Origin of the sequence: Nonomuraea montanisoli, assembly GCF_013363975.1 — a bacterium.
Classification (GTDB): domain Bacteria; phylum Actinomycetota; class Actinomycetes; order Streptosporangiales; family Streptosporangiaceae; genus Nonomuraea; species Nonomuraea montanisoli.
The window spans coordinates 482,421-500,846 of record NZ_JABWGN010000001.1; the positions used below are offsets into that span (position 1 = coordinate 482,421).

The window sequence follows — 18,426 nt, forward strand, 5'->3', positions numbered from 1 at the left end:
CAAGATTGTTGTCCACTATGCTCGGTTTTCGCTCGCTTCGTAGCAAGAAGGCGGTTAGTTCCATGAGTGAATGGGTGGACGTCCACTTCCAGGCTCTCGAAACGTGCGGCAAGAGGGCCCGCTCCGCGGCGAACATGCTCACCGTGGAGGACGTCTTCCAGGACTCCTCGGCGAAGAAGCCCGCCGACGCCGCGCAGGCGAGCATGTTCGGCGACCTGAGCCACTCCGGGGCGCTCGCCGGCAAGGTCAACGACGTCTGGTCGGCGCTCAAGGAGGAGCTCGGCACGGGCCGCAGCCGCCTCCAGGGCGTGGAGAAGGCGATCGACCAGGTGGAGACGAACTTGCGCAAGGCGACGAAGGCGGCCACGGTATGAGCGGGGGGACTCCGGCGACGCTGGCCGGGATCGCCTCGCTGCGGGCCAAGGTGAAGGGCGACCCGCAGGCGATCCGCGACCACGCGGCCGCGTTGCGGGTGGCCGCCGGCCACGTCGCGAGCGCCACCGGCAAGCTCCCCTCGGCCGTCAAGGCGGTCAACGCGGCGTGGGAGGGCGCCTCGGCCGACGCCTTCGCCGGCTACATGAGCGCCTACCCGAAGGCCGGCACCGGCCTCAAGGAGGCGCTCAACGCCTGCGCCGACGCCCTCGACCGGGCCGCGAGCACCCTGGAGGACGCGTACTCCAAGATCGGCGCCCTGTACGACGACGCGGTGTCCCGCTCGAACACGTACAAGCAGCGCTATCTCCAGCTGAACCCGGACGCCAAGGAGAGCGACGCCGAGACGGCGCTGGCCGCCACGACGATCGTCAGCGGCAACGTCACCCGCGCCCAGGAGATCGTGGCCAAGGCCGACTCGGTGCTCGGCGAGGTGAAGAAGGCCCTGGACGGCCAGGTCGGCTCCGACAAGGAGTTCGGCTTCTTCGGCGCGATCAGGGGCGCCGGCGGCGCCGACTTCGAGCCGGGCACCAAGAAGGTGGAGTGGATCAGGACGTCCGCCAAGGACCGCACGGCGCTCCAGGCCGCCGCCACCGACGAGTCCGGCGTGACGATGGGCGTCAGCGGCAGCGGAAGCGTCGCGGGCGGGGGCGGCGGAGGCGGGTACGCCTACGCCGGCGGCACCTCGTCGGCGGGCAGCGTCCCCCTGCCCCGGGCCGACATCGTCGCGTACATCAAGGAGGCGATCCGGGTCATCAGGTCGCCGGAGATGTCCTCGGCCATCGAGGCCAAGCAGCGGGGCCTGCTGAACAAGCTCAAGGACCTCGACCCGGACGACCCCAGGGACATCCAGCGGATCTGGACGATCATCTACCACGAGTCCGGCGGCAACCCCAGCGCCATCAACAACTGGGACATCAACGCCAGGAACGGCATCCCGTCCCAGGGCCTGATGCAGACGATCCCGCCCACGTTCCAGTCGAACGCGCTGCCGGGCCACGGGAAGATCCTGGAGCCGGTGGACAACATCATCGCCGGCGTCCTCTACACCTACCGCCGCTACGGCTCGCTGGCCGGGCATCCCGGCATCAGCTCGCTGGAGAGCGGCGGCGGGTACCGGCCCTACTGAGCCGGCACGGTCAGGGGGTCCTCGGCTCGCCCTTCTTCTGCATGGGCTCGACCCAGTCGAACTGGTCGTAGCCGGGCGGCAGGTCACCGGGCTTGGCCGGGGCGCGGAAGGACGGGTACTTGCTCACGTTCATGGTGGCCTGGGTGAAGTCCACGGCCGCCGCGCCGCTCGGCAGCACGTAGCCGAACTGGTGCTGCCTGCGGACCATGGTCATCACGTTGTCCAGGGCGCCCTGCAGGGAGGAGCCGAGGATCAGCGTCATGGCGGCCACGCCGCCGTTGGCCCCGGCCGCGATGGCCGCCTCCAGCATGCCGCCCCAGAACTTGGTGTGCGGGAACGCCTTGAGCCTCTTGGCGAAGACCAGCAGCACCGCCGTCATGGTGGCGAGCACGGCGAGCCGCACCCAGTAGCTCCGGTAGCCGGCGGCGACCTCGTCCAGCACGGCCGCGATCTCGCCGAGGGCGCCGCGCAGCGCGCCGACCTCCCGGCTGAACAGCGACACCACGCGCTCGAACTCCTGCTGGTCCCCCGCGATCCAGCCGTTCTGCGAGGCCCGGGTGAGCTGCGGCAGGAGCTGCTTGATGCCGTCGTCCAGGCGGGCCGACACGCCGTACTTCCAGTTGGCGGCGGCCTGCGCCATGGCCGGCTCGTTGGCGATGGCCATGCTGGCGATGACGCCCGCCGGCACCAGCCAGAGCGACATCTTGCCGAGCCGCTTGACCTGCGTCAGCACCTTGGGCCCGAGCGGCTCGGGTGTCGGGGGCTTGGGGTACGGGCTGTACGGTCCGAGAATGGGGAGAGGGCCGTACGCGGAGCTGCCGAAGGGTCCCATGTCAGCGGTACTTCACGATGCTGTGGTCCTCGGCGGCCCGCCAGTTGCGCTGGCACTGGTCGAGCGTCCGCACCCAGCTCTCGACCGCCTCCTGGGCATCGCCGAGCAGGCCGTCGGCCTCGCGGCGGATGGCGTCGTAGGTCGTTCCGATGACATGGTCGCCCACGATGCCGAAGCCGGGCGGGTCGATGGTCAGCGTGGCGACGATGTGCCGGAGGTGGACGAGCCACTCCTTCAGCTCGTCGTCGCACCGGTCGCGGACATGCGCGATCGTGTGGGACGTGACGTTGATTTCCTGCCCGGGCGTGGCTGCCAATGTGCTCACATGTACGGATTTTGCATGATTCAGAGGGGCGCGAATCGTGATCCGGACAGCTTTAATGATCAGTTAGACGCCCCGTCAGGCACTGATCAGCATGCGTTCACCTGCCGGCGGTGGCGTGAACGCATGGACTTCACGGAACCCCACCTCGGCGACCTCGACCGGATCCTGCGGGACAGCGAGCGCACGATGCGCGAGCTGGAGCAGGCCATGCAGGAGCTGAGCCGACTGACCGGAACGGGCGAGAACCGCGCGGGAACGGTGACGGCGCGGGTGGACTCCGAGAGCCGGCCGATCGAGGTGCGGATCAGCGCCCGGGCCATGCGCCTCGACCCGGACGAGCTGGGAGAGCACGTGGTCGAGGCCGTGCGGGCCGCCCAGGAGGACCACGAGCGCCAGGCCCGCGAGCTGATGGCCTTCTCCCCGGCCCCCGACCCCTCCGCGCTGGGCACGTTCAGGCGCGACGTGGAGGAGATGCAGGACGCGTACCGGCGCGAGATGGGCGAGCGCATGGACGGCGTGCGCCGGCGCCGCCAGGACGACTTCTGAGCCCACGGACACGGGAACGGCGGCCGGGAGGATCGTCCTCCCGGCCGCCGTCATGTCAGGGGCCGGCGGGGGTCAGCCGCAGTTGTCCCAGCCCTGGCCGCCGCTGCCGCTGGCGGTGCTGCCGGAGAACTTCACGCACTTGCCCTTGGCCGGAAGATAGACCGGGCCGGCGTAGTAGTCGTAGCTGCCGCTGTCGGTCTTGCTGCCGCCGCCCTGAACGTCCAGGGTGGCGCTGACGGAGGTCTTCTTGCCGATGTCCGTGGTCTTGAGCGTGACCACGCAGTTCTGGCCGGTGCCGTTGTTGTAGAGCAGGAACGCCGTACCGCCCGTGAACGAGGCCTGCCGCTGGACGTAGTACCCGGAGCCGCACACCGCGGTGGGGCTGTGGGGATTCGTCGTCGGCGCCTCGGTGGTCTTGGTCGGCGTCGGCTTCGGGGCCTCGGTCGTCTTCGTGGGCGTCGGCTTCGGAGACTGGGTCGTCCTCGTCGGCGTCGGCGTCGGCTTCGGGGACTGCGTGGTCCTCGTCGGCGTCGGCTTCGGCGCCTCGGTGGTCCTCGTCGGCTCCGGCTGCCTGGTCGGCTCCCTCGTGGGCTCCTTCGAGGGCTCCGGCTGCCTGGTCGGCTCCCGGGTGGGCTCCGGCTCCCTGGTCGGCTCCTTCGTGGGCTCCTGCGTCGGGGTCGGAGTCGGCTCCGGCGCCTTCGTCTCGGTCGGAGCCGGCGACGGGTCCTCCTCCGGCTTCCTGGTCGGCTTCCGGGTGTGCCGCTCCGTCGGCGTCTCCGTGGGCTGCTGCGCCGGAGTGGTCGCCGTCGGCTGGACCGGGACGGTCGGCTGCGCGGTCGGCTGCGTCACCACCGGCTGGGTGGGGATCGCGGCCGGGGTCGGCACCGTGCTGAACTCCGGCGGCGTCGGCCCCTCCGTGGTCGGCCACTCGGTCGGCAGCACGATCGGCGCCACCTCCGTCGGGTCCGGGCTGGCGGAGGCGGCCCAGGGCACCGTCAGCTCCGGCTGCGTCTGCTGCGGAGCGGGCTGGCCGGGCTGGGCCGGCTGCTGGCCCACGGGGGCGTCGCCGCCGGAGCCGCCGATCGCGGCCACGCCGCCGCTCGGGGTGGTCGTGCCCTGCGCGGCCACCGGCGTGAGGGTCTGCGTGTCCGCGTACCGGCCGGCGCCCCACAGGCCCACGGCCGAGAGCACCACGGCGGCGCTGACGGCGGCGACCAGCCCGACCGGGAACGACCGGCGCGGCGAGCCGCCCTGCTGCTGGCCACCGGCGGACATCTGGTAGACCTGCTGCGGCCCGTTCGGCCCCTGAGGACCGTGCGGGCCGTTGGGGCCGTCCCAGCCGTTGGCGGGCTGGGGCACCGGCGGCGGGCCCCACGCGGGCTGCGGGTTCGGGACCGGCACGCCCTCCAGCGGGGGCAGGTACTCGGTCATCTCCTGCGACGGCTGGTGAAGGTGCTCGGTGGGCTGCATCGGGACCGGGACCGGCGCGATGACGCTGCCGGCGACCGGCCCGCCGGGGACGGAGCCGTCCGCGGCGCCGATCGCGCCCTTGTCGCCGAGGAGCTGGAGCAGCGCGGTGTACGTGGTGGGGCGCTGGGCGACGTCCTTGGACAGAGCCGAGAGGACGACCCGGCGCATCGGGTCGGCGAGCGCGCCGACCTCGGGCTCGGCGTTCAGCACCGCCTGCTCGTCCTGGCCGAACGGCGCGTGGCCGGTCGCCGCGAAGGCGATCACCGCGCCCCAGGCGAAGACGTCGGCGTACGGGCCGTAGCGCAGGCCGCCGATCTGCTCCGGCGAGCGGTAGCCGACCTCGCCGACGGCCTCGCCGAGGTCGATGTCGGTGACGCGCGGCCCCTCGGGGCCGAGGATGACGTTGTGCGGGGTGAGGCCGCGGTGGGTGACCCCGGCCAGATGGATCGCGGTCAGCGCGGTCAGCACGCCGACCGCGACGCGCTCCAGCGTGTCGCCGTCGAGCGGGCCGTCGGCGGCCACGGTCTCGGCGAGGCTGCGGCCCTCGATGTGCTCGCGGACGACGTACGGCTGCTCGCCGTGCATGCCCGCCTCGATCGTGCGGGCCACGTAGACGCTGGAGATGCGCTGGACGCCGGTGAGACGTTCGGCTTCCTCGGGGCCGGCACCCGGGACGGCCGGCAGTAACTTGATGACTCGCGTGGGCGCGTCGTCGGCCTCACGGCCGAGGAAGGCGGCGCCGCGCGCCCCTTCATCGAGCCGTCCGAAAATCGCGTACACGCCCAACCGCTCAGGATCCCCCGGCCGCAGAGGGTGCATTGTGGTCCCTTCAGGTCAAAGCATGAACTGAGGCATATTCAACCAAAGTCGCCACTTTTGTATCAGGAGTTTCGGGCAGCCACCTGACAGTTCACGGTCAGGACATCTTCACGACGGACGGCCCGCGCGCCACCGCCGGCGCCTTCCCAGCGGCAGCACCCACGTCCCAGCAGCGGCGATGCCCGCCAGCGCCATCGCGCCGCCCATGACGCCCAGCGCCACGTTGACGGTTTTGTGATCGGGTGGCGGCACCTTCGTTATGGCTCCGGCGGGCAGCGGGGAGGCCGCGGGCTGTGCCACCACGGGGGCGTCCGCCGGCTCGTACGGCAGCACCGCCGTCACGGCCAGCGTCGGGTTGACCATCCCCGTCCCGGTGGCCTTGCCGACGGTGCCGTCGGCGGTCGCGATGATGCGCTGCCGTACCTGCTGCTGGTCGAGCTTGGGGAAGTGCGAGCGCACCAGCGCGGCGACGCCCGCCACGAACGGCGTCGCGAAGCTCGTGCCCTCCAGGTTCACCTGGTACCCGCCGCCGGGCCACGGCGCGGTGATGCCCACACCCGGCGCGAGGACGCTGACCGGCGTCGCGGTGCTGGAGGAGTCGGCGCGCCGCCCGTCCGGGGCGGCCGAGCCGACCGACAGCACGCCCTCGTAGGAGGCCGGGTAGGCGGGCTCGGCGACGCCCTCGTCGTTGTCGACGTTGCCGGCCGCGGCCACGATCACGATGTCGTGCTCCAGCGCCTCCTGGACGGCCGCCCGGAGGGCTGGGTGGTCCGAGGCCTTGATGGACACGTTGATGACGTCGGCCTTGAGGTCGATCGCCTGCTTGATGCCCGTGGCGAGGTCGCGGACGTCGCCGTCCTTGCTGTTGCTCTGCTTGATGGAGATGATCTGCGCCTCGGGCGCGACGCCGTGGAAGGGCACCCCCGTGACGTACCTGCCGCCCAGGATGCCGGCGATGGCCGTGCCGTGCCCCACGCAGTCGCGGTAGCCGGTGTGGGTGACGTCGATGAACTTGGAGACCCGCAGTTGCGGGTGCCGGTAGTCGATGCCGCTGTCGATGATGGCCACGGTCACGCCGGCGCCCCTGGTGAGATGCCAGGCGTTCTTGATGTCGAGCCGTTTCTGCGCCCACGGCTCCTGGGCGGAGAGCTTGACCGTGCCCTTCCCGGGGTCGCACTCCTGCGGCGCCGTCACGGCCCGCGCGGCAGGCGCGGCCACGGGGGCGAGCACGGGTTGCAGGGCCAGCAGGCTTGCCAGGACGACGCGACCCATCATGGCGGAAAAGCGTAGCTTGTCCCGGCCTGGCGCGGACGTCCGGCGTGACGAAGCCCCGGCGGGCGGGCGCCGGGGCTCCGGGCGGTGCTCAGCGGGTCGCGGACTCGATGTTGCCGCGGTAGGTGTTGATGACCCGGGCGGCCTCCTGCAGTTCCTCGGTCATCCGCTGGAACGCGGTCCGGTAGTTCTGCCAGGCACCCTGGAAGCGCTCGGCCCCGGGGCCGGTCCAGGCAGTGCCGACCTTCGACGCCTCGCGGTCGAGGGCGGTCATCGTGGTGCGCACCGCCTCCGACTGCTGGGTGAACTGCGTCGCCATCGACTGCATTTCCGCGGGGTCGCCACCGAGCAGGCTCTGGCCCATGCATACCTCCTGGATCGTCGTGATAGCGCACTCACCATAGGCGCGTGGCGGGGGCCCATCGCCCCTGTTATGCCGAGCGGCTATGGTCGTCCAGAGGATCATTCGGTTTTTCCCGCGTGGACCGGGGCGCGTGGGGGAAGGCGAAGGCCGGCACCTAGACTCCGTTGAGTGCCCGTCGAGGAAGGACGAACGTCGGTGCAGAAGGTTCTCATCGCCAACCGGGGCGAGATCGCCGTGCGCGTCGCCCGCGCCTGCAAGGACGCCGGCATCGCCGCCGTCGCCGTCTACGCCGACCAGGATCTCGACGCCCTGCACGTCAGGACGGCCGACGAGGCGTACGCGCTGGGCGGCCAGTCCCCCGCCGAGACGTACCTCGACATCGCCAAGCTGCTGGACGTCGCCCGCCGCTCCGGCGCCGACGCCGTCCACCCCGGCTACGGCTTCCTGTCCGAGAACGCCGACTTCGCGCAGGCCGTGATCGACGCCGGCCTCGTCTGGATCGGGCCGCCGCCCGCCGCCATCGCCGCGCTCGGCGACAAGGTGCGCGCCCGGCACATCGCCCAGAAGGTCGGCGCGCCGCTGGTCGCCGGCACCAAGGACCCCGTCTCCGGCGCCGACGAGGTCGTCGCGTTCGCCGAGGAGCACGGCCTGCCGATCGCCATCAAGGCCGCGTACGGCGGCGGCGGTCGCGGCATCAAGGTGGCCCGCCGCATCGAGGAGGTCGCCGAGCTGTACGAGTCGGCGGTGCGCGAGGCCGTGGCCGCCTTCGGCCGCGGCGAGTGCTTCGTCGAGCGCTACCTCGACCGCCCCCGCCACGTCGAGACCCAGTGCCTGGCCGACCGGCACGGCGGCGTGGTCGTCGTCAGCACCCGCGACTGCTCCCTGCAGCGCCGCCACCAGAAGCTCGTGGAGGAGGCGCCCGCGCCGTTCCTGAGCGACGCGCAACGGGAGATCCTCTACTCCAGCTCCAAGGCCATCCTGCGCGAGGCGGGCTACGTCGGCGCCGGCACCTGCGAGTTCCTCGTCGGCCAGGACGGAACGATCTCCTTCCTGGAGGTCAACACCCGCCTCCAGGTCGAGCACCCGGTCACCGAGGAGGTGTCCGGCATCGACCTGGTCCGCGAGATGTTCCGCATCGCCGACGGCGAGCCGCTCGGCTACGACGACCCGGCGCTGCGCGGCCACTCGATCGAGTTCCGGATCAACGCCGAGGACGCCGGACGCAACTTCCTGCCCGCGCCGGGCACGCTGACCGAGCTGCGTCCCCCGGCTGGGCCGGGCGTCCGGCTCGACTCCGGCTACGAGGCGGGCATGACCGTGCCGGGCACGTTCGACTCGCTCATCGCCAAGCTCGTCGTCACCGGGCGCACCCGGCGGGAGGCGCTGGAGCGCAGCCGCCGGGCGCTGGCCGAGTTCGAGATCGGCGGCATGCCGACCGTGCTGCCGTTCCACCGGGCGATCGTGTCCGACCCGGCCTTCACCGCCGAGCCGTTCTCCGTCCACACGCGGTGGATCGAGACCGAGTTCGACAACACGATCCCGCCGTACGACGGCGAGCAGGCCGCGGCCGAGCCCGCCGCCCGCGAGAGCGTGACCGTCGAGGTCGGCGGCAAGCGGCTGGAGGTCGTGCTGCCGGCCGGCCTCGGCTCGACGGCCGCCGCCGCGCCCGCCCCGGCGGCGGGCCGGCGGCCCAAGCGGGGCGGCGGCGGCGCGCAGAAGGCGGCCGCGGGCGGCGACGCCCTCGTCAGCCCCATGCAGGGCACGATCGTCAAGGTCGTGGCGAGCGACGGCGACACGGTGTCCGAGGGCGACACCGTCGTGGTCCTGGAGGCCATGAAGATGGAGCAGCCGCTGGCCGCCCACAAGTCCGGCACGATCACCGGGCTCAGCGCGGCCGTGGGACAGCCCGTCACCGCGGGCGCGACGCTCTGCGAGATCAAGGACGCCTGACCGGGCAGCCTGTCCCGGGGGAGGTCTGCCCCGGAGGAGACCGGGTAGGACATCTGACCTCACCGGCCTCCCAGGAGGCCCGTCACGCGCCGCACCCACCTCATACGAAACGAGTTACCTGCCACAGTGAGGAACTTCGCCGACCGCCCGTTCGTCCTCAAGGACGAAGGAGGCATGCTGCCCATGACCCATTCGCTGCGCCGAGCCGGGGCCGCGACCGCGGCTCTGTTCGCCGGTCTACTCGTCGTCCTCGCGCTGTCCCCCGCCGCCACGGCGGCCACGGCGCCGCCCGACGCCCAGTCCATCGTGTCCTACTGGAAGGACAAGAAGGACCGCCTGTACGTGGAGCCGGGCTCGCCACTCACCTCGGACCAGCAGTCGGCCATCCGCGACACGCTGAAGGACTCCAAGAGCAACGTCTACGTCGCCGCGCTGCCCGACGGCACGGTGACCGACCCGAAGAGCTACGTCAGCGGGCTCGGCAAGGCCACGGTGCAGGCCAAGGGCGGCGGCCAGGTGACCGTGGCCGTGCTCGACGGCACCTCGCTGTACGCCATGTCCAACTTCGGCCGCGCCGGCATGACCGACCAGCTCTCCAAGCTGGCCGTCCGCAACCACAAGGACGACCTGACCGCGGGCATCGACGAGTTCGTCTCCCGGGTCAACCTGATGGCCGAGGGCAAGCGGGCCGCGCTCGACTCCGGCCCCGTGGGCGGCGACGGCGGCGGCGCCGGCGTGCTCGTCGGCCTCGGCGCGATCGCGCTGGTCGGCGGTGGCGGCTACTTCCTGTACTCCAAGAACAAGAAGAAGAAGCAGGCCATCCAGGACGCCAAGGACCTGGCCGCGGTCAAGCAGACCGTCGAGGAGGACGTCACCAAGTTCGGTGAGGAGATCACCGCGCTCGACACCGACGTCACCCTGGCCGGTCAGGGCGGCTCCAACATCCAGGAGTGGCAGCAGGCGCTCGACTCCTACGAGAAGGCCAAGACGCAGCTCGCCGCCATCCAGCGGGCCGACCAGGTGCGCGAGGTCACCCAGACGCTGGAGGACGGCCGCTACGCGCTGGCCGTCGTGAAGGCCAAGGTCAACAACCAGCCCGTGCCCGAGCGGCGGGCGCCCTGCTTCTTCAACCCGCAGCACGGCCCGTCGGTGCGCGACGTGCGCTGGGCCCCGGCCGGCGGCGCGGTGCGCGACGTGCCCGCCTGCGCGGCCGACGCCGAGGCCGTCGAGCGCGGCTTCGACCCGCAGACCCGCGAGGTCATGGTCAACGGCGAGCGCCGGCCCTACTACGACGCCGGTCCCGCCTACCAGCCGTACGCCTACGGCTACTACGGCGGCTTCGGCGACATCATGACCGGCATGTTCATCGGCACCATGATGGGCAGCATGTTCCACGGCGGCTGGGGCGGCTACGGCGCCGGCTACGCCGAGGGATACTCCGACGGCGGGGGCGACTTCGGCGGGGGCGGCGGCGACTTCGGCGGTGGTGGAGGCGACTTCGGTGGCGGCGGTGGCGGCGGCTGGAGCGACTTCGGCGGCGGCGACTTCGGTGGTGGCGACTTCGGCGGCGGCGGCGGCGACTGGTAGACCGTCACGTCACACGGCATGATCGGGCGCGTCCCTGCGGGGGCGCGCCCGTCGCGTCGATGAGGCCGGCCGTCGATCACGCACCGCGGCTCCGCAGGACTTCCCGCGCACCTGCGACCACCATCGCTGCCACACCGCGCTCGGCGGCCGGCCTCCGATCGCCCACGTCGACCAGCCCGCGGGTCACCACATCTAGGCTCCGGCCGGGAAGCTCAGGTCGAGCAGCGCGCTGGGGCGGGGCAGCGTCCCGGTCAGCGAGGATTCCGGCGCCACCTGCGCGGGACGCGGAGCCGAGACGCGCATGCGCAGCGTTCTCGGGTGGTCGCGGCCAGGGTACTGGGTGAAGACCCCCACCCGGCGCCCGCCGGAGACGGGCCAACTGGCGCTCAAGGTGAGGGCCTGACCCACCTCGTCGTCGACGTGCAACGCCCAGTCGATCTTCGTCGTGGCGACCGCCGAAAGGGACCGGCTGCCGATCAGGGCGCGGAAGGTGGGAGAGACCGTGTGCAGCTGCTTGAAGGTGATCGCGCCACGGTACATGGTCGCCTTCAGGTCGGAGCCGTAGGTGTCGGGTCGCTTGCTGGACGCCGTGGCCAGCAGCGTCTTCAAGGTGGCAGGCTCGAACACGTTGATCGGCTGGTCCCCGTACGCCGCCGCGGTGGCGCTCCTGCGTCCCGCCGCGGCCCACGTCCTGCCCTCGGGCACCACGGGCGCGTACAGCGTGCCGGACCGGTAGAGCTGTCCGTCGACCGCGATCGAGCGGTTGGGCTTGGACTCCGCCGCCACCTTCGCCGCGTCCCAGGCGCCCGCCTTCATCTGATCGCGCATCCGGAACCCGGGACGAAGGGTACGGGTCATGTCGGCCGCGCCCACGCCCGTCCCGCCGAGTATCAGGACGCCCCGGTTCTCCACCTGGAAGATGTCCTCGTCGCGGCTGAGGTACAGGCCGCTCAACTCCACCACCCGCACCGCCTGACGCTTGGCGATCTGCTTGTTCAGCGAGGCGACCGGGTCGGCGACGGCGGCCCGGGCAGGTGAGGGTGGCGTGACGAACGCGGTGGAGACCAGGCTCACGGCCAGCAGGGTGATCCAGCGTTTCATGGGCCCTCTCATCATGATCAGGAACGGACCGGCACATTCTGCCGGTACGTCCGCGGCTGTGTCACGCGCCCGGAACGCCGGAGCAGGTGGGGATCGTCGGGAGGGCGGCGGCGGCGCCGACGAGCCGCGGACGCGGGTCCTGGGAATGCCTCTCGCGAGGGAGGGGCCCCGGTCGAGCGCGGGTGTGGAAACGCCTGACCGGCAGCGCGAGGCGCTCGGTCACACTCCCGTGACGCTCGGCCTCACTTCCGGTGGCCGACCATGGACTTCGAGGTGAGCCGGTCGCCGGCGAAGCACAGGCGGTAGGCGCCGTCGTCGAACGCCCGCACGGTGTAGTACACGCAGCTCTGACCGTCCGGGGCGGGCGGGGCGCCGTCGGGCGGGCCGTCCCGGGTGAACGCGGGCAGGCGCGCCTCGACCTCACCGCGCGGAGCCCCCACCGCCAGCCCGTCGTACGTGCCCCGCGGCAGGACGGACAGCGACGTGCTGACCGACCAGACCGGGATCATCAGCGCCAGGATCCCGGTCAACACCGCCAGCGGCAGGAGCACGGTCTGGGCCAGCCCTCGGCGCACCTCCCGCTCGGCTCGGGCCAGCTCCCGGGCCGAGGTGCTCAGGTCGGCCCCGGTGAGCGGGCGGGCGGCCGCGTTCGCCTGGGTGGGCAGCTCGGCCACGACCTCGAACCCGCCTCCCCGGACGGGCCCCGCGCGCAGGACGCCGCCCGCCAGCCGTACCCGCTCGTCAAGGCCCGCCAGCCCGGCGCCGCCCGAGACCGCGTCCACGGCGGGCGCCACGGGCGCGGCGTTGGCGACGCTCACGCGCAGCGTGCCGTCCTCGCGGATGACCCGGACACGCACCGGTGCGCGCGGGGCGTGCTTGGCGGCGTTGGTCAGCCCCTCCTGCACGACGCGCCCCACGGCGAGGACCGTCATCGGGGGGATGCCGGTGAGGTCGTCCAGGCGTTCCGGGGTCACGGCCATCCCGGCGGCGCGAGCCCGTTCGACCAGGCGGAGAGGACCGTCGGCGGCATCGCGCCGTTCGCCAGGCGGAAGAGGATCACCGGCGGCGCGGGCACCTTCGGACAGCGAGTGCGGGGCATTCACGTCGCCGAGTCGTTCGGCCGGGGCGAAGGGTTGCTCGCCCGGGGCGAAGGGTTGCTCGCCCGGGGCGAAGGGTTGCTCGCCCGGGGCGAAGGGTTGCTCGCCCGGGGCGAAGGGTTGCTCGCCCGGGGCGAAGGGTTGCTCGCCCGGGGCGAAGGGTTGCTCGGGCGAGGTGAAGGGTTGCTCGGGCGAGGTGAAGGGTTGCTCGACCTGGGCCTCGTCGTCGCCTGTGCGCAGGACGCCGACGATGTCGCGCAGCCGCTCGGTCGCCTCGGCGGCGGCCTCCCGCAGCTCGGCCACCACGGCCTGGTGCCGGGGGTCGAGCGCGGGGTCGAGCTGGAGCGCGGCGGCCCGCATCGCCATGAGCGTCAGGTCGTGGCCGAGCGAGTCGTGCATGTCGCCCGCGATGCGCGCCCGTTCGCGGATGCGGGCTCGGTCGGCGACGATGCGCTGCTCGCGTTCCATGCGGTCGGCCAGCCGCCACCCGGCGCGGGCGAGGGCGGCGTACCGGCGGCGGTAGCGGCCGAGCTGCCACGGCAGGACCACGACGATCAGCAGGACGAGCAGCAGCGACGGCCATCCCCACAGGTGGTCGGGCGACAGGACGAGGCACAGGGGCAGCCCCGCGACCGCCACCGCGGCGTGGAACCACAGCGCCGGACGGGCTCCCGCGCGGCTCCCCGCCAGCCACGCCAGGGCGGCGAGCGCGGGCCAGTACGGCGCGGCGAGCAGTTCCACGTCCAGGGCCAGCCCGAGCGCGACGGGCACGGCCAGCGCCACGAGCGGCCACCGCTCGCGCACGGCCACGGCGACGCCCAGCAGCGGCACCCCGGCCGCCGACACGAGCGCTTCCCGGCCGTGCAGGAGGAGGGCACCGGCGAGCGCCGGGGCGGCGAGCAGCAGCCACAGAGCGACGCCGCTGTGCCGCTCCACGCGGGCGAAGAAAGGGAAGCGACCGAACCGGCCGGGGCCTCTGAAGCCGCCGCGGTCGGCGGGGCCGGGGAGGCCTGGGCCCCTGGTGCCGCCGAGGTCGGCGGGTCCGGGGAGGCCGGGAACATCCGCGGGCAGGTCGCGCACGCTCCGCATACTCGCAGCCCGGCGCCGTCCGCCCACCGCCTGCCCCCTTCTGTCGCTGGTCCTGGCCTGGACTGTAGGGGGTGCGGCGAGCGGTTGGGACCCTCCTTTCGGCGTCCTTGCCCCCTGACGAAAGTCGGGGGCGCCCGACACCGGGGTCTCCGGACCCGCCGTGCTCCATCGGCGGTGTCCGCCCTAGCCCGGTCGTCCGTCCGGTCACTGCTGCCGAGCGGTGTGACCGAGCTGGAAGTTCGCGTGACGTGCGCACCGCGTCGTTTTACGTGATCACGAGTTTTACGTGATCACGAGCAGCGTCCGGTTCCGCGAGGCTCAGAGCAGCCTGTCGCGGGCGTAGGCGGCGGCCTCGGTGCGGTTGCGGACGCCGATCTTGGCGAAGGCGTTGTTGATGTGCGTCTTGACCGTCGTCTCCGCGATGAACAGCGCCGAGCCGATCTCCGCGTTGCTCAGTCCCCCGGCGGCCAGCCGCAGCACCTCGACCTCGCGTACCGTCAGCCCGTCGGGACACGCCGAGACCGGCGGCGGCGCGGCACGGGACAGCGCCTCGACCAGCCGGCGCGACACCGCGGCCGAGAACGTCGACTGACCGGCGGCGGCCGAGCGCAGGGCGGCGGCGATCTCGGCGCGCCCGGCGTCCTTGGTGAGGTAGCCGCAGGCGCCGGCCAGCAGGGCGGAGTCAACGGACCGGTCGTCGTCGTAGGTGGTCAGCACCACGACCGCCACCTCCGGATGGTCGCGGGCGATGCGCCGGGTGGCCTCGACACCGTCCATCACGGGCATGCGCAGGTCCATGAGCACGACGTCGGGACGCAGCTCGGCCACCAGGCGCAGGGCCTCCTCGCCGTCGCCGGCGTCGCCCGCCACCTCCACGTCGTCGACCAGGTCCAGCAGCGCCACCAGACCTTCGCGCATGAGCTGCTGGTCGTCCACGACCACGACCCTCATTCCGGCACCTCCGCCCGTACCTCCCAGAAGCCGCCCGCCGGCCCGGCGCTCAGGGTCCCGCCCGCGAGCGCCAGCCGCTCGCGCATGCCCTGCAGGCCGTGCCCGGAGGACGCCGCGCCGTTTCCGCCCATGTACGGGTTGCGCACCACGAGCCGCACCCCGGCGTCACCGTAGCCGATCTCGACCATGACCGGCTCGCCCGGAGCGTGCTTGGCGGCGTTGGTGAGCGCCTCGCGCGCCGTGCGCAGCAGGCAGACCTCCGCCGCCGGGGTGATCGGCCGTCGCGTGCCCGTGGTGCGCAGCTCGGCGGCCACGTCGTGGTCCCTGCGGTGCTCGGCGACCATCAGGCTCAACGCGTCCGGCAGCGGCGGCACGTCCTCGCGCAGGGCCGCCACCGCCGAGCGCGCCTCGATCAGCCCCTCCCTGGCCAGAGCCCGCGACCTGCGGATCCGCGCCACGGCCTGCTCCACGTCGCCCCGCTCGGTCAGCATCGCCTCGGCGACCTCCAGTTGCACGCCCAGCGCGCCCAGGGAGTGCGCGAGCACGTCGTGGAGCTCCCTGGCGATGCGCGCCCGCTCGTCGAGCGCCATGGCCCTGGCCCGGTCCTGCTGGGCCATGCGGTACTGGCGGCGGTGCAACGCGAACAGCACCGTGCACAGGACGACCGCCCCGCGGACCACGATCGCCGAGCGCGGCTGCCCCCACCACAGCATGCTGCCGGCCATGACCGCCATGTCGGTCGCCACGACTGCGACGATCGCCCCCATACCCGGCGTCCCGTGCGCCGCGAACAGCAGCAGCATCGCGAACACGAACACCGGAGGCCCCGCCTCGCCCGACCCCGACACCAGCGCCGCGACCACCGAACCGGCCCCGAGCAGGGCGACGGCCACGCGCGGGAACCGGCCGTCGAGCACGACGAAGGCGAGCCAGCACGCCATCGACGCGCCGAGCGCCGCCCACTCCAGTGCGGGTACGCGCTCGGGCGAGGTGGTGGCGAGCGACCAGGCGAGGACCAGGGTGATCAGCAGCCTGACCAGGCGGCCGGTCTCCGGGTCGTCGGCCGCCAGCAGGCGCACGACCCGTCCCCACACCTCCCGCATCGCCTAGTGCGAGTCGCGCAAGGACAGAATCATGTCCACCAAGATAAGCCGGAAGGCCACGAAGCCGGCGACCACCAGCAGTGCCACGACCACGACCGCGAGCAGGAACTTGCCGTTCATCTTCCCCCCATTGGCGTCCAGGAGCCGGTACAGCACCTCGAGCCAGAGCCGGCCCGACGGTCCAGAGCGTTTGTCCATGGCTTGGACGGTAGGGATCAGGCGGGGTGGAACGGCACCTCCGAAGGGTGGAGAGGGGGGTGGAGCCGCGTCCGCTCCTCGTCCGCCCTGCCCTGCATCTTCTTCCGGGAGCCAGGGCTCCCCAGAGATCAGCTCTCCGCCGAGTCGGGCCAGCTCCAGGCAGCCCGCGTAAGGCCGGCCTCTGGGTGAACCAGCCGCAGGAAGTCAGCAGGCAGCACCAGGGACAGGCACGCAACCCCCGCTCCTAGCGCGTTGGCTCATGATCCTCCCGCCAGAGCTCCATGCCGTCCTTGCCGTAACCGACGATCTTGAAGCCTTCGGCGTACAGGTCGTCGGTACGCCGCTGCGTCCCGGCGAACATCCGGAAGCCGCCGATCCTCCACGGGTCGGGCCTGGTATCGGCGCTCACAGACGTGCCGTCCTTGAAGACCAGCGCGACGCGGGCGGTCCTGGTGCTGGTGATGCCGAACCAGTGCTCCTTGTGCTCTCGCAGCTCCACCTTCATGGGCCTACCGCCCATGTCGATCAGCGCCCGGTCGGGGCCGCCTCTCTCGCTCACCGCCATGCCGGGTGACAGGCCGTTCACTCCCACGGCCTGCCCGTCCAGTTTCCAGATCAGACTCTTGTCGGGCGTCTCGTAGAGACCCGCGTCGAGCTTGCCGGGCATCTCCACGGTGGGGCCGACCGGCTTCGCGTCGGCCTCGGGCACCACCATGGGCCGCGGCTTGATCCGCTTGATCGTCCCGCCGTCGCCGCCCGCGAACTCGAGCGCCGTCACCGTCTTGTCCGCAGGGACGGTCACGGTCCAGACAGCCTGAGGAGCGCCCTGCGGTGTCTGGAGGGTGCCGGTGACCCGCCCGCCTTCCTTGAGTACGGCCGCGACCCGGACGACCTTGGCCTGCGCGGTGCCGTAATGCAGCACCTTCCCCCTGGCAGGGAGCGGGAACGACTGGGTGGAGCCCTGGTCCGTGGCCTCCTCGCCGTCGACCGACTCGTCGCCGCAGAACTGCCAACGCCATCCGGACCTGGACGTGGATTCCTGGCAGAAGACGGTGGCGCCGCTCTTCGTCCTGGCGTACCAGAACGAGATGGGTCGCTTCTCTGAGGGGTTGTCGATCGTCAGGCGCTTCCCGATGGGGGTCGTGTCCCAGACGGGGTTCCCAAGTGAGGGTTCGGTGGCGACGGTGGCGACATCGCCGCGCTCGTCGGTGCCGCGCGTGGCCATCGCCGCGATCGGCGCGGAGATCGCGACGACGCAGATGCCTGCCACCAGCGCGTTCCTGCGCATCCTGCGCCGCCGCGACCGGGACACCACCTCCGTGGAAAACCTCGGCGGGGCCTGCGGCGCGCGCGTGGCGGCGTGCCTCAGCTGCGCGCGCAGACGAGATTCCAATGGGTCGGTCATGCGGGGCTCCCGTTGATCTCTGAGGTGCTGGGCAGAAGGGAACGGAGCTTGGCCAGGCCGAGAGAGGCGTGGCTGCGCACGGTCCCCCGGGAGATGCCGAGCACGTCGGCGATGTCCGTGTCGGACAGGTCCTCGTAGTAGCGCAGCACCAGCACGGCCCGCTGCTTGCGCGGCAGCGTGGCGAGCGCCTGCCACAGGCCCTGGTCGCTGTCGGAGGGCGGTGTGTCGAACCGCGCCGTCTCGGGTAGCGCCCAGCCCGGCCGCTCGCGCCTGCGTAACCGCCACGCGCTGATGTGCAGCCGCGCCATGATCATCTTGGTGTAGCTCTCGGGAGCCTGTTTCCGCCGCACCCGCGGCCAGGCCTGATGCAGCCGGACCAGCGCCTCCTGCGTGAGGTCGGCCGCGTCGTGCGGGTTGCCGCTGAGCAGGTAGCCGTAGCGCAGCAGGGCGTCGGCACGTTCCGCCACGAACTCCTCGAAGCGGGGCTCGTCTTCCAATAACCTCTGCCTTTCCTCGTTCCGTCGGGGGATAGACGGCTCGGGAGGCTGAACTGTTGAATGCCGGCGTGCAGCCGACCTACCGCAGTCTTCCTGCCAGGGAAGATCAGCTCGGGCGGGGACGGGGCGCAGATGGCGGTGATCCGCGGCCGCCCTGGCGATCGAGTGCGAACCAGTAGGCGCTGCGCTGGTTCCGGTCGTGGCTGCGCTGGTCGGGCTTGGGAAACGCGGGGCCGCCGGGCCGTCACTCACAAGACTG

General features: G+C 72.3%; 17 protein-coding genes. 5 read left to right on the forward strand and 12 right to left on the reverse strand.

Going from position 1 to position 18,426, the window contains the following annotated elements:
- Nucleotides 1-62 precede the first annotated feature (62 nt).
- Complete coding sequence (locus HTZ77_RS02140; RefSeq protein ID WP_175587688.1) at nt 63-374, forward strand: hypothetical protein; 312 nt, start codon at nt 63-65, stop codon at nt 372-374.
- Nucleotides 371-1,561: a WXG100 family type VII secretion target gene (locus HTZ77_RS02145; protein WP_205301958.1), complete on the forward strand. Its 1,191-nt coding sequence runs from the start codon at nt 371-373 to the stop codon at nt 1,559-1,561. Before HTZ77_RS02140 ends, HTZ77_RS02145 begins: the two co-directional genes overlap by 4 nt.
- Nucleotides 1,562-1,571: 10 nt before the next feature.
- Here the strand turns inward: HTZ77_RS02145 and HTZ77_RS02150 are convergent, their stop codons facing one another.
- Both HTZ77_RS02150 and HTZ77_RS02155 read right to left on the reverse strand, forming a co-directional pair.
- Nucleotides 1,572-2,393, reverse strand: coding sequence for a WXG100 family type VII secretion target (locus tag HTZ77_RS02150; RefSeq protein WP_175587689.1), 822 nt, complete (start codon nt 2,391-2,393; stop codon nt 1,572-1,574).
- A 1-nt stretch (nt 2,394) separates the two neighbouring features.
- Nucleotides 2,395-2,718, reverse strand: coding sequence for a hypothetical protein (locus HTZ77_RS02155; protein WP_175587690.1), 324 nt, complete (start codon nt 2,716-2,718; stop codon nt 2,395-2,397).
- A gap of 123 nt (nt 2,719-2,841) precedes the next feature.
- On the opposite strand from HTZ77_RS02155, the gene HTZ77_RS02160 reads away from it, so the two are divergent.
- Nucleotides 2,842-3,264 (forward strand): YbaB/EbfC family nucleoid-associated protein, encoded by a 423-nt coding sequence (locus HTZ77_RS02160; protein WP_175587691.1) that lies wholly within the window; start codon nt 2,842-2,844, stop codon nt 3,262-3,264.
- A gap of 72 nt (nt 3,265-3,336) precedes the next feature.
- Here HTZ77_RS02160 and HTZ77_RS02165 read toward each other — a convergent pair whose 3' ends face one another.
- The 3 genes from HTZ77_RS02165 to HTZ77_RS02175 form a co-directional block, all read right to left on the reverse strand.
- Nucleotides 3,337-5,514 carry a protein kinase domain-containing protein gene (locus tag HTZ77_RS02165; protein WP_175587692.1) on the reverse strand — a complete coding sequence of 726 codons (2,178 nt, stop codon included), beginning with the start codon at nt 5,512-5,514 and terminating at the stop codon, nt 3,337-3,339.
- 147 nt (nt 5,515-5,661) lie between these two features.
- Nucleotides 5,662-6,828 carry a S8 family serine peptidase gene (locus tag HTZ77_RS02170; protein WP_175587693.1) on the reverse strand — a complete coding sequence of 389 codons (1,167 nt, stop codon included), beginning with the start codon at nt 6,826-6,828 and terminating at the stop codon, nt 5,662-5,664.
- A gap of 88 nt (nt 6,829-6,916) precedes the next feature.
- Nucleotides 6,917-7,189 (reverse strand): WXG100 family type VII secretion target, encoded by a 273-nt coding sequence (locus HTZ77_RS02175; protein WP_175587694.1) that lies wholly within the window; start codon nt 7,187-7,189, stop codon nt 6,917-6,919.
- A 195-nt stretch (nt 7,190-7,384) separates the two neighbouring features.
- Here HTZ77_RS02175 and HTZ77_RS02180 point away from each other — a divergent pair, with 195 nt between their 5' ends.
- Both HTZ77_RS02180 and HTZ77_RS02185 read left to right on the forward strand, forming a co-directional pair.
- Nucleotides 7,385-9,139 (forward strand): acetyl/propionyl/methylcrotonyl-CoA carboxylase subunit alpha, encoded by a 1,755-nt coding sequence (locus tag HTZ77_RS02180; RefSeq protein ID WP_175587695.1) that lies wholly within the window; start codon nt 7,385-7,387, stop codon nt 9,137-9,139.
- Between the two features lie 126 nt (nt 9,140-9,265).
- On the forward strand, nt 9,266-10,726 hold the full coding sequence (locus HTZ77_RS02185) for a hypothetical protein (RefSeq protein WP_328808372.1): 1,461 nt from the start codon (nt 9,266-9,268) through the stop codon (nt 10,724-10,726).
- 192 nt (nt 10,727-10,918) lie between these two features.
- Here HTZ77_RS02185 and HTZ77_RS02190 read toward each other — a convergent pair whose 3' ends face one another.
- From HTZ77_RS02190 to HTZ77_RS02220, 7 genes are all read right to left on the reverse strand, one after another.
- Nucleotides 10,919-11,827 carry a hypothetical protein gene (locus HTZ77_RS02190; RefSeq protein ID WP_175587696.1) on the reverse strand — a complete coding sequence of 303 codons (909 nt, stop codon included), beginning with the start codon at nt 11,825-11,827 and terminating at the stop codon, nt 10,919-10,921.
- A 242-nt stretch (nt 11,828-12,069) separates the two neighbouring features.
- Nucleotides 12,070-13,860: a sensor histidine kinase gene (locus tag HTZ77_RS45085; RefSeq protein WP_205301959.1), complete on the reverse strand. Its 1,791-nt coding sequence runs from the start codon at nt 13,858-13,860 to the stop codon at nt 12,070-12,072.
- Nucleotides 13,861-14,331: 471 nt separating this feature from the next.
- Nucleotides 14,332-14,964 carry a response regulator gene (locus HTZ77_RS02200; protein ID WP_175587697.1) on the reverse strand — a complete coding sequence of 211 codons (633 nt, stop codon included), beginning with the start codon at nt 14,962-14,964 and terminating at the stop codon, nt 14,332-14,334.
- A complete protein-coding gene (locus HTZ77_RS02205) occupies nt 14,961-16,067 on the reverse strand; it encodes a sensor histidine kinase (protein WP_175587698.1) in 1,107 nt (368 codons plus the stop codon). Before HTZ77_RS02205 ends, HTZ77_RS02200 begins: the two co-directional genes overlap by 4 nt.
- A 3-nt stretch (nt 16,068-16,070) precedes the next feature.
- Entirely contained in the window at nt 16,071-16,265 is a 195-nt protein-coding gene (locus tag HTZ77_RS02210; RefSeq protein ID WP_175587327.1) for a hypothetical protein, read from the reverse strand.
- A 244-nt stretch (nt 16,266-16,509) separates the two neighbouring features.
- A complete protein-coding gene (locus HTZ77_RS02215) occupies nt 16,510-17,535 on the reverse strand; it encodes a hypothetical protein (RefSeq protein WP_175587699.1) in 1,026 nt (341 codons plus the stop codon).
- A gap of 131 nt (nt 17,536-17,666) precedes the next feature.
- Complete coding sequence (locus tag HTZ77_RS02220) at nt 17,667-18,167, reverse strand: SigE family RNA polymerase sigma factor (RefSeq protein WP_175587700.1); 501 nt, start codon at nt 18,165-18,167, stop codon at nt 17,667-17,669.
- Nucleotides 18,168-18,426 lie beyond the last annotated feature (259 nt).

Bases quoted from the DNA above. Each gene is read 5' to 3' on its own strand.
- HTZ77_RS02140 (WP_175587688.1), top strand. From the start codon at position 63: ATGAGTGAATGGGTGGACGTCCACTTCCAGGCTCTCGAAACGTGCGGC.
- HTZ77_RS02145 (WP_205301958.1), top strand. From the start codon at position 371: ATGAGCGGGGGGACTCCGGCGACGCTGGCCGGGATCGCCTCGCTGCGG.
- HTZ77_RS02150 (WP_175587689.1), bottom strand. From the start codon at position 2,393: ATGGGACCCTTCGGCAGCTCCGCGTACGGCCCTCTCCCCATTCTCGGA.
- HTZ77_RS02160 (WP_175587691.1), top strand. From the start codon at position 2,842: ATGGACTTCACGGAACCCCACCTCGGCGACCTCGACCGGATCCTGCGG.
- HTZ77_RS02170 (WP_175587693.1), bottom strand. From the start codon at position 6,828: ATGATGGGTCGCGTCGTCCTGGCAAGCCTGCTGGCCCTGCAACCCGTG.
- HTZ77_RS02175 (WP_175587694.1), bottom strand. From the start codon at position 7,189: ATGGGCCAGAGCCTGCTCGGTGGCGACCCCGCGGAAATGCAGTCGATG.
- HTZ77_RS02190 (WP_175587696.1), bottom strand. From the start codon at position 11,827: ATGAAACGCTGGATCACCCTGCTGGCCGTGAGCCTGGTCTCCACCGCG.
- HTZ77_RS02200 (WP_175587697.1), bottom strand. From the start codon at position 14,964: ATGAGGGTCGTGGTCGTGGACGACCAGCAGCTCATGCGCGAAGGTCTG.
- HTZ77_RS02205 (WP_175587698.1), bottom strand. From the start codon at position 16,067: ATGCGGGAGGTGTGGGGACGGGTCGTGCGCCTGCTGGCGGCCGACGAC.
- HTZ77_RS02210 (WP_175587327.1), bottom strand. From the start codon at position 16,265: ATGGACAAACGCTCTGGACCGTCGGGCCGGCTCTGGCTCGAGGTGCTG.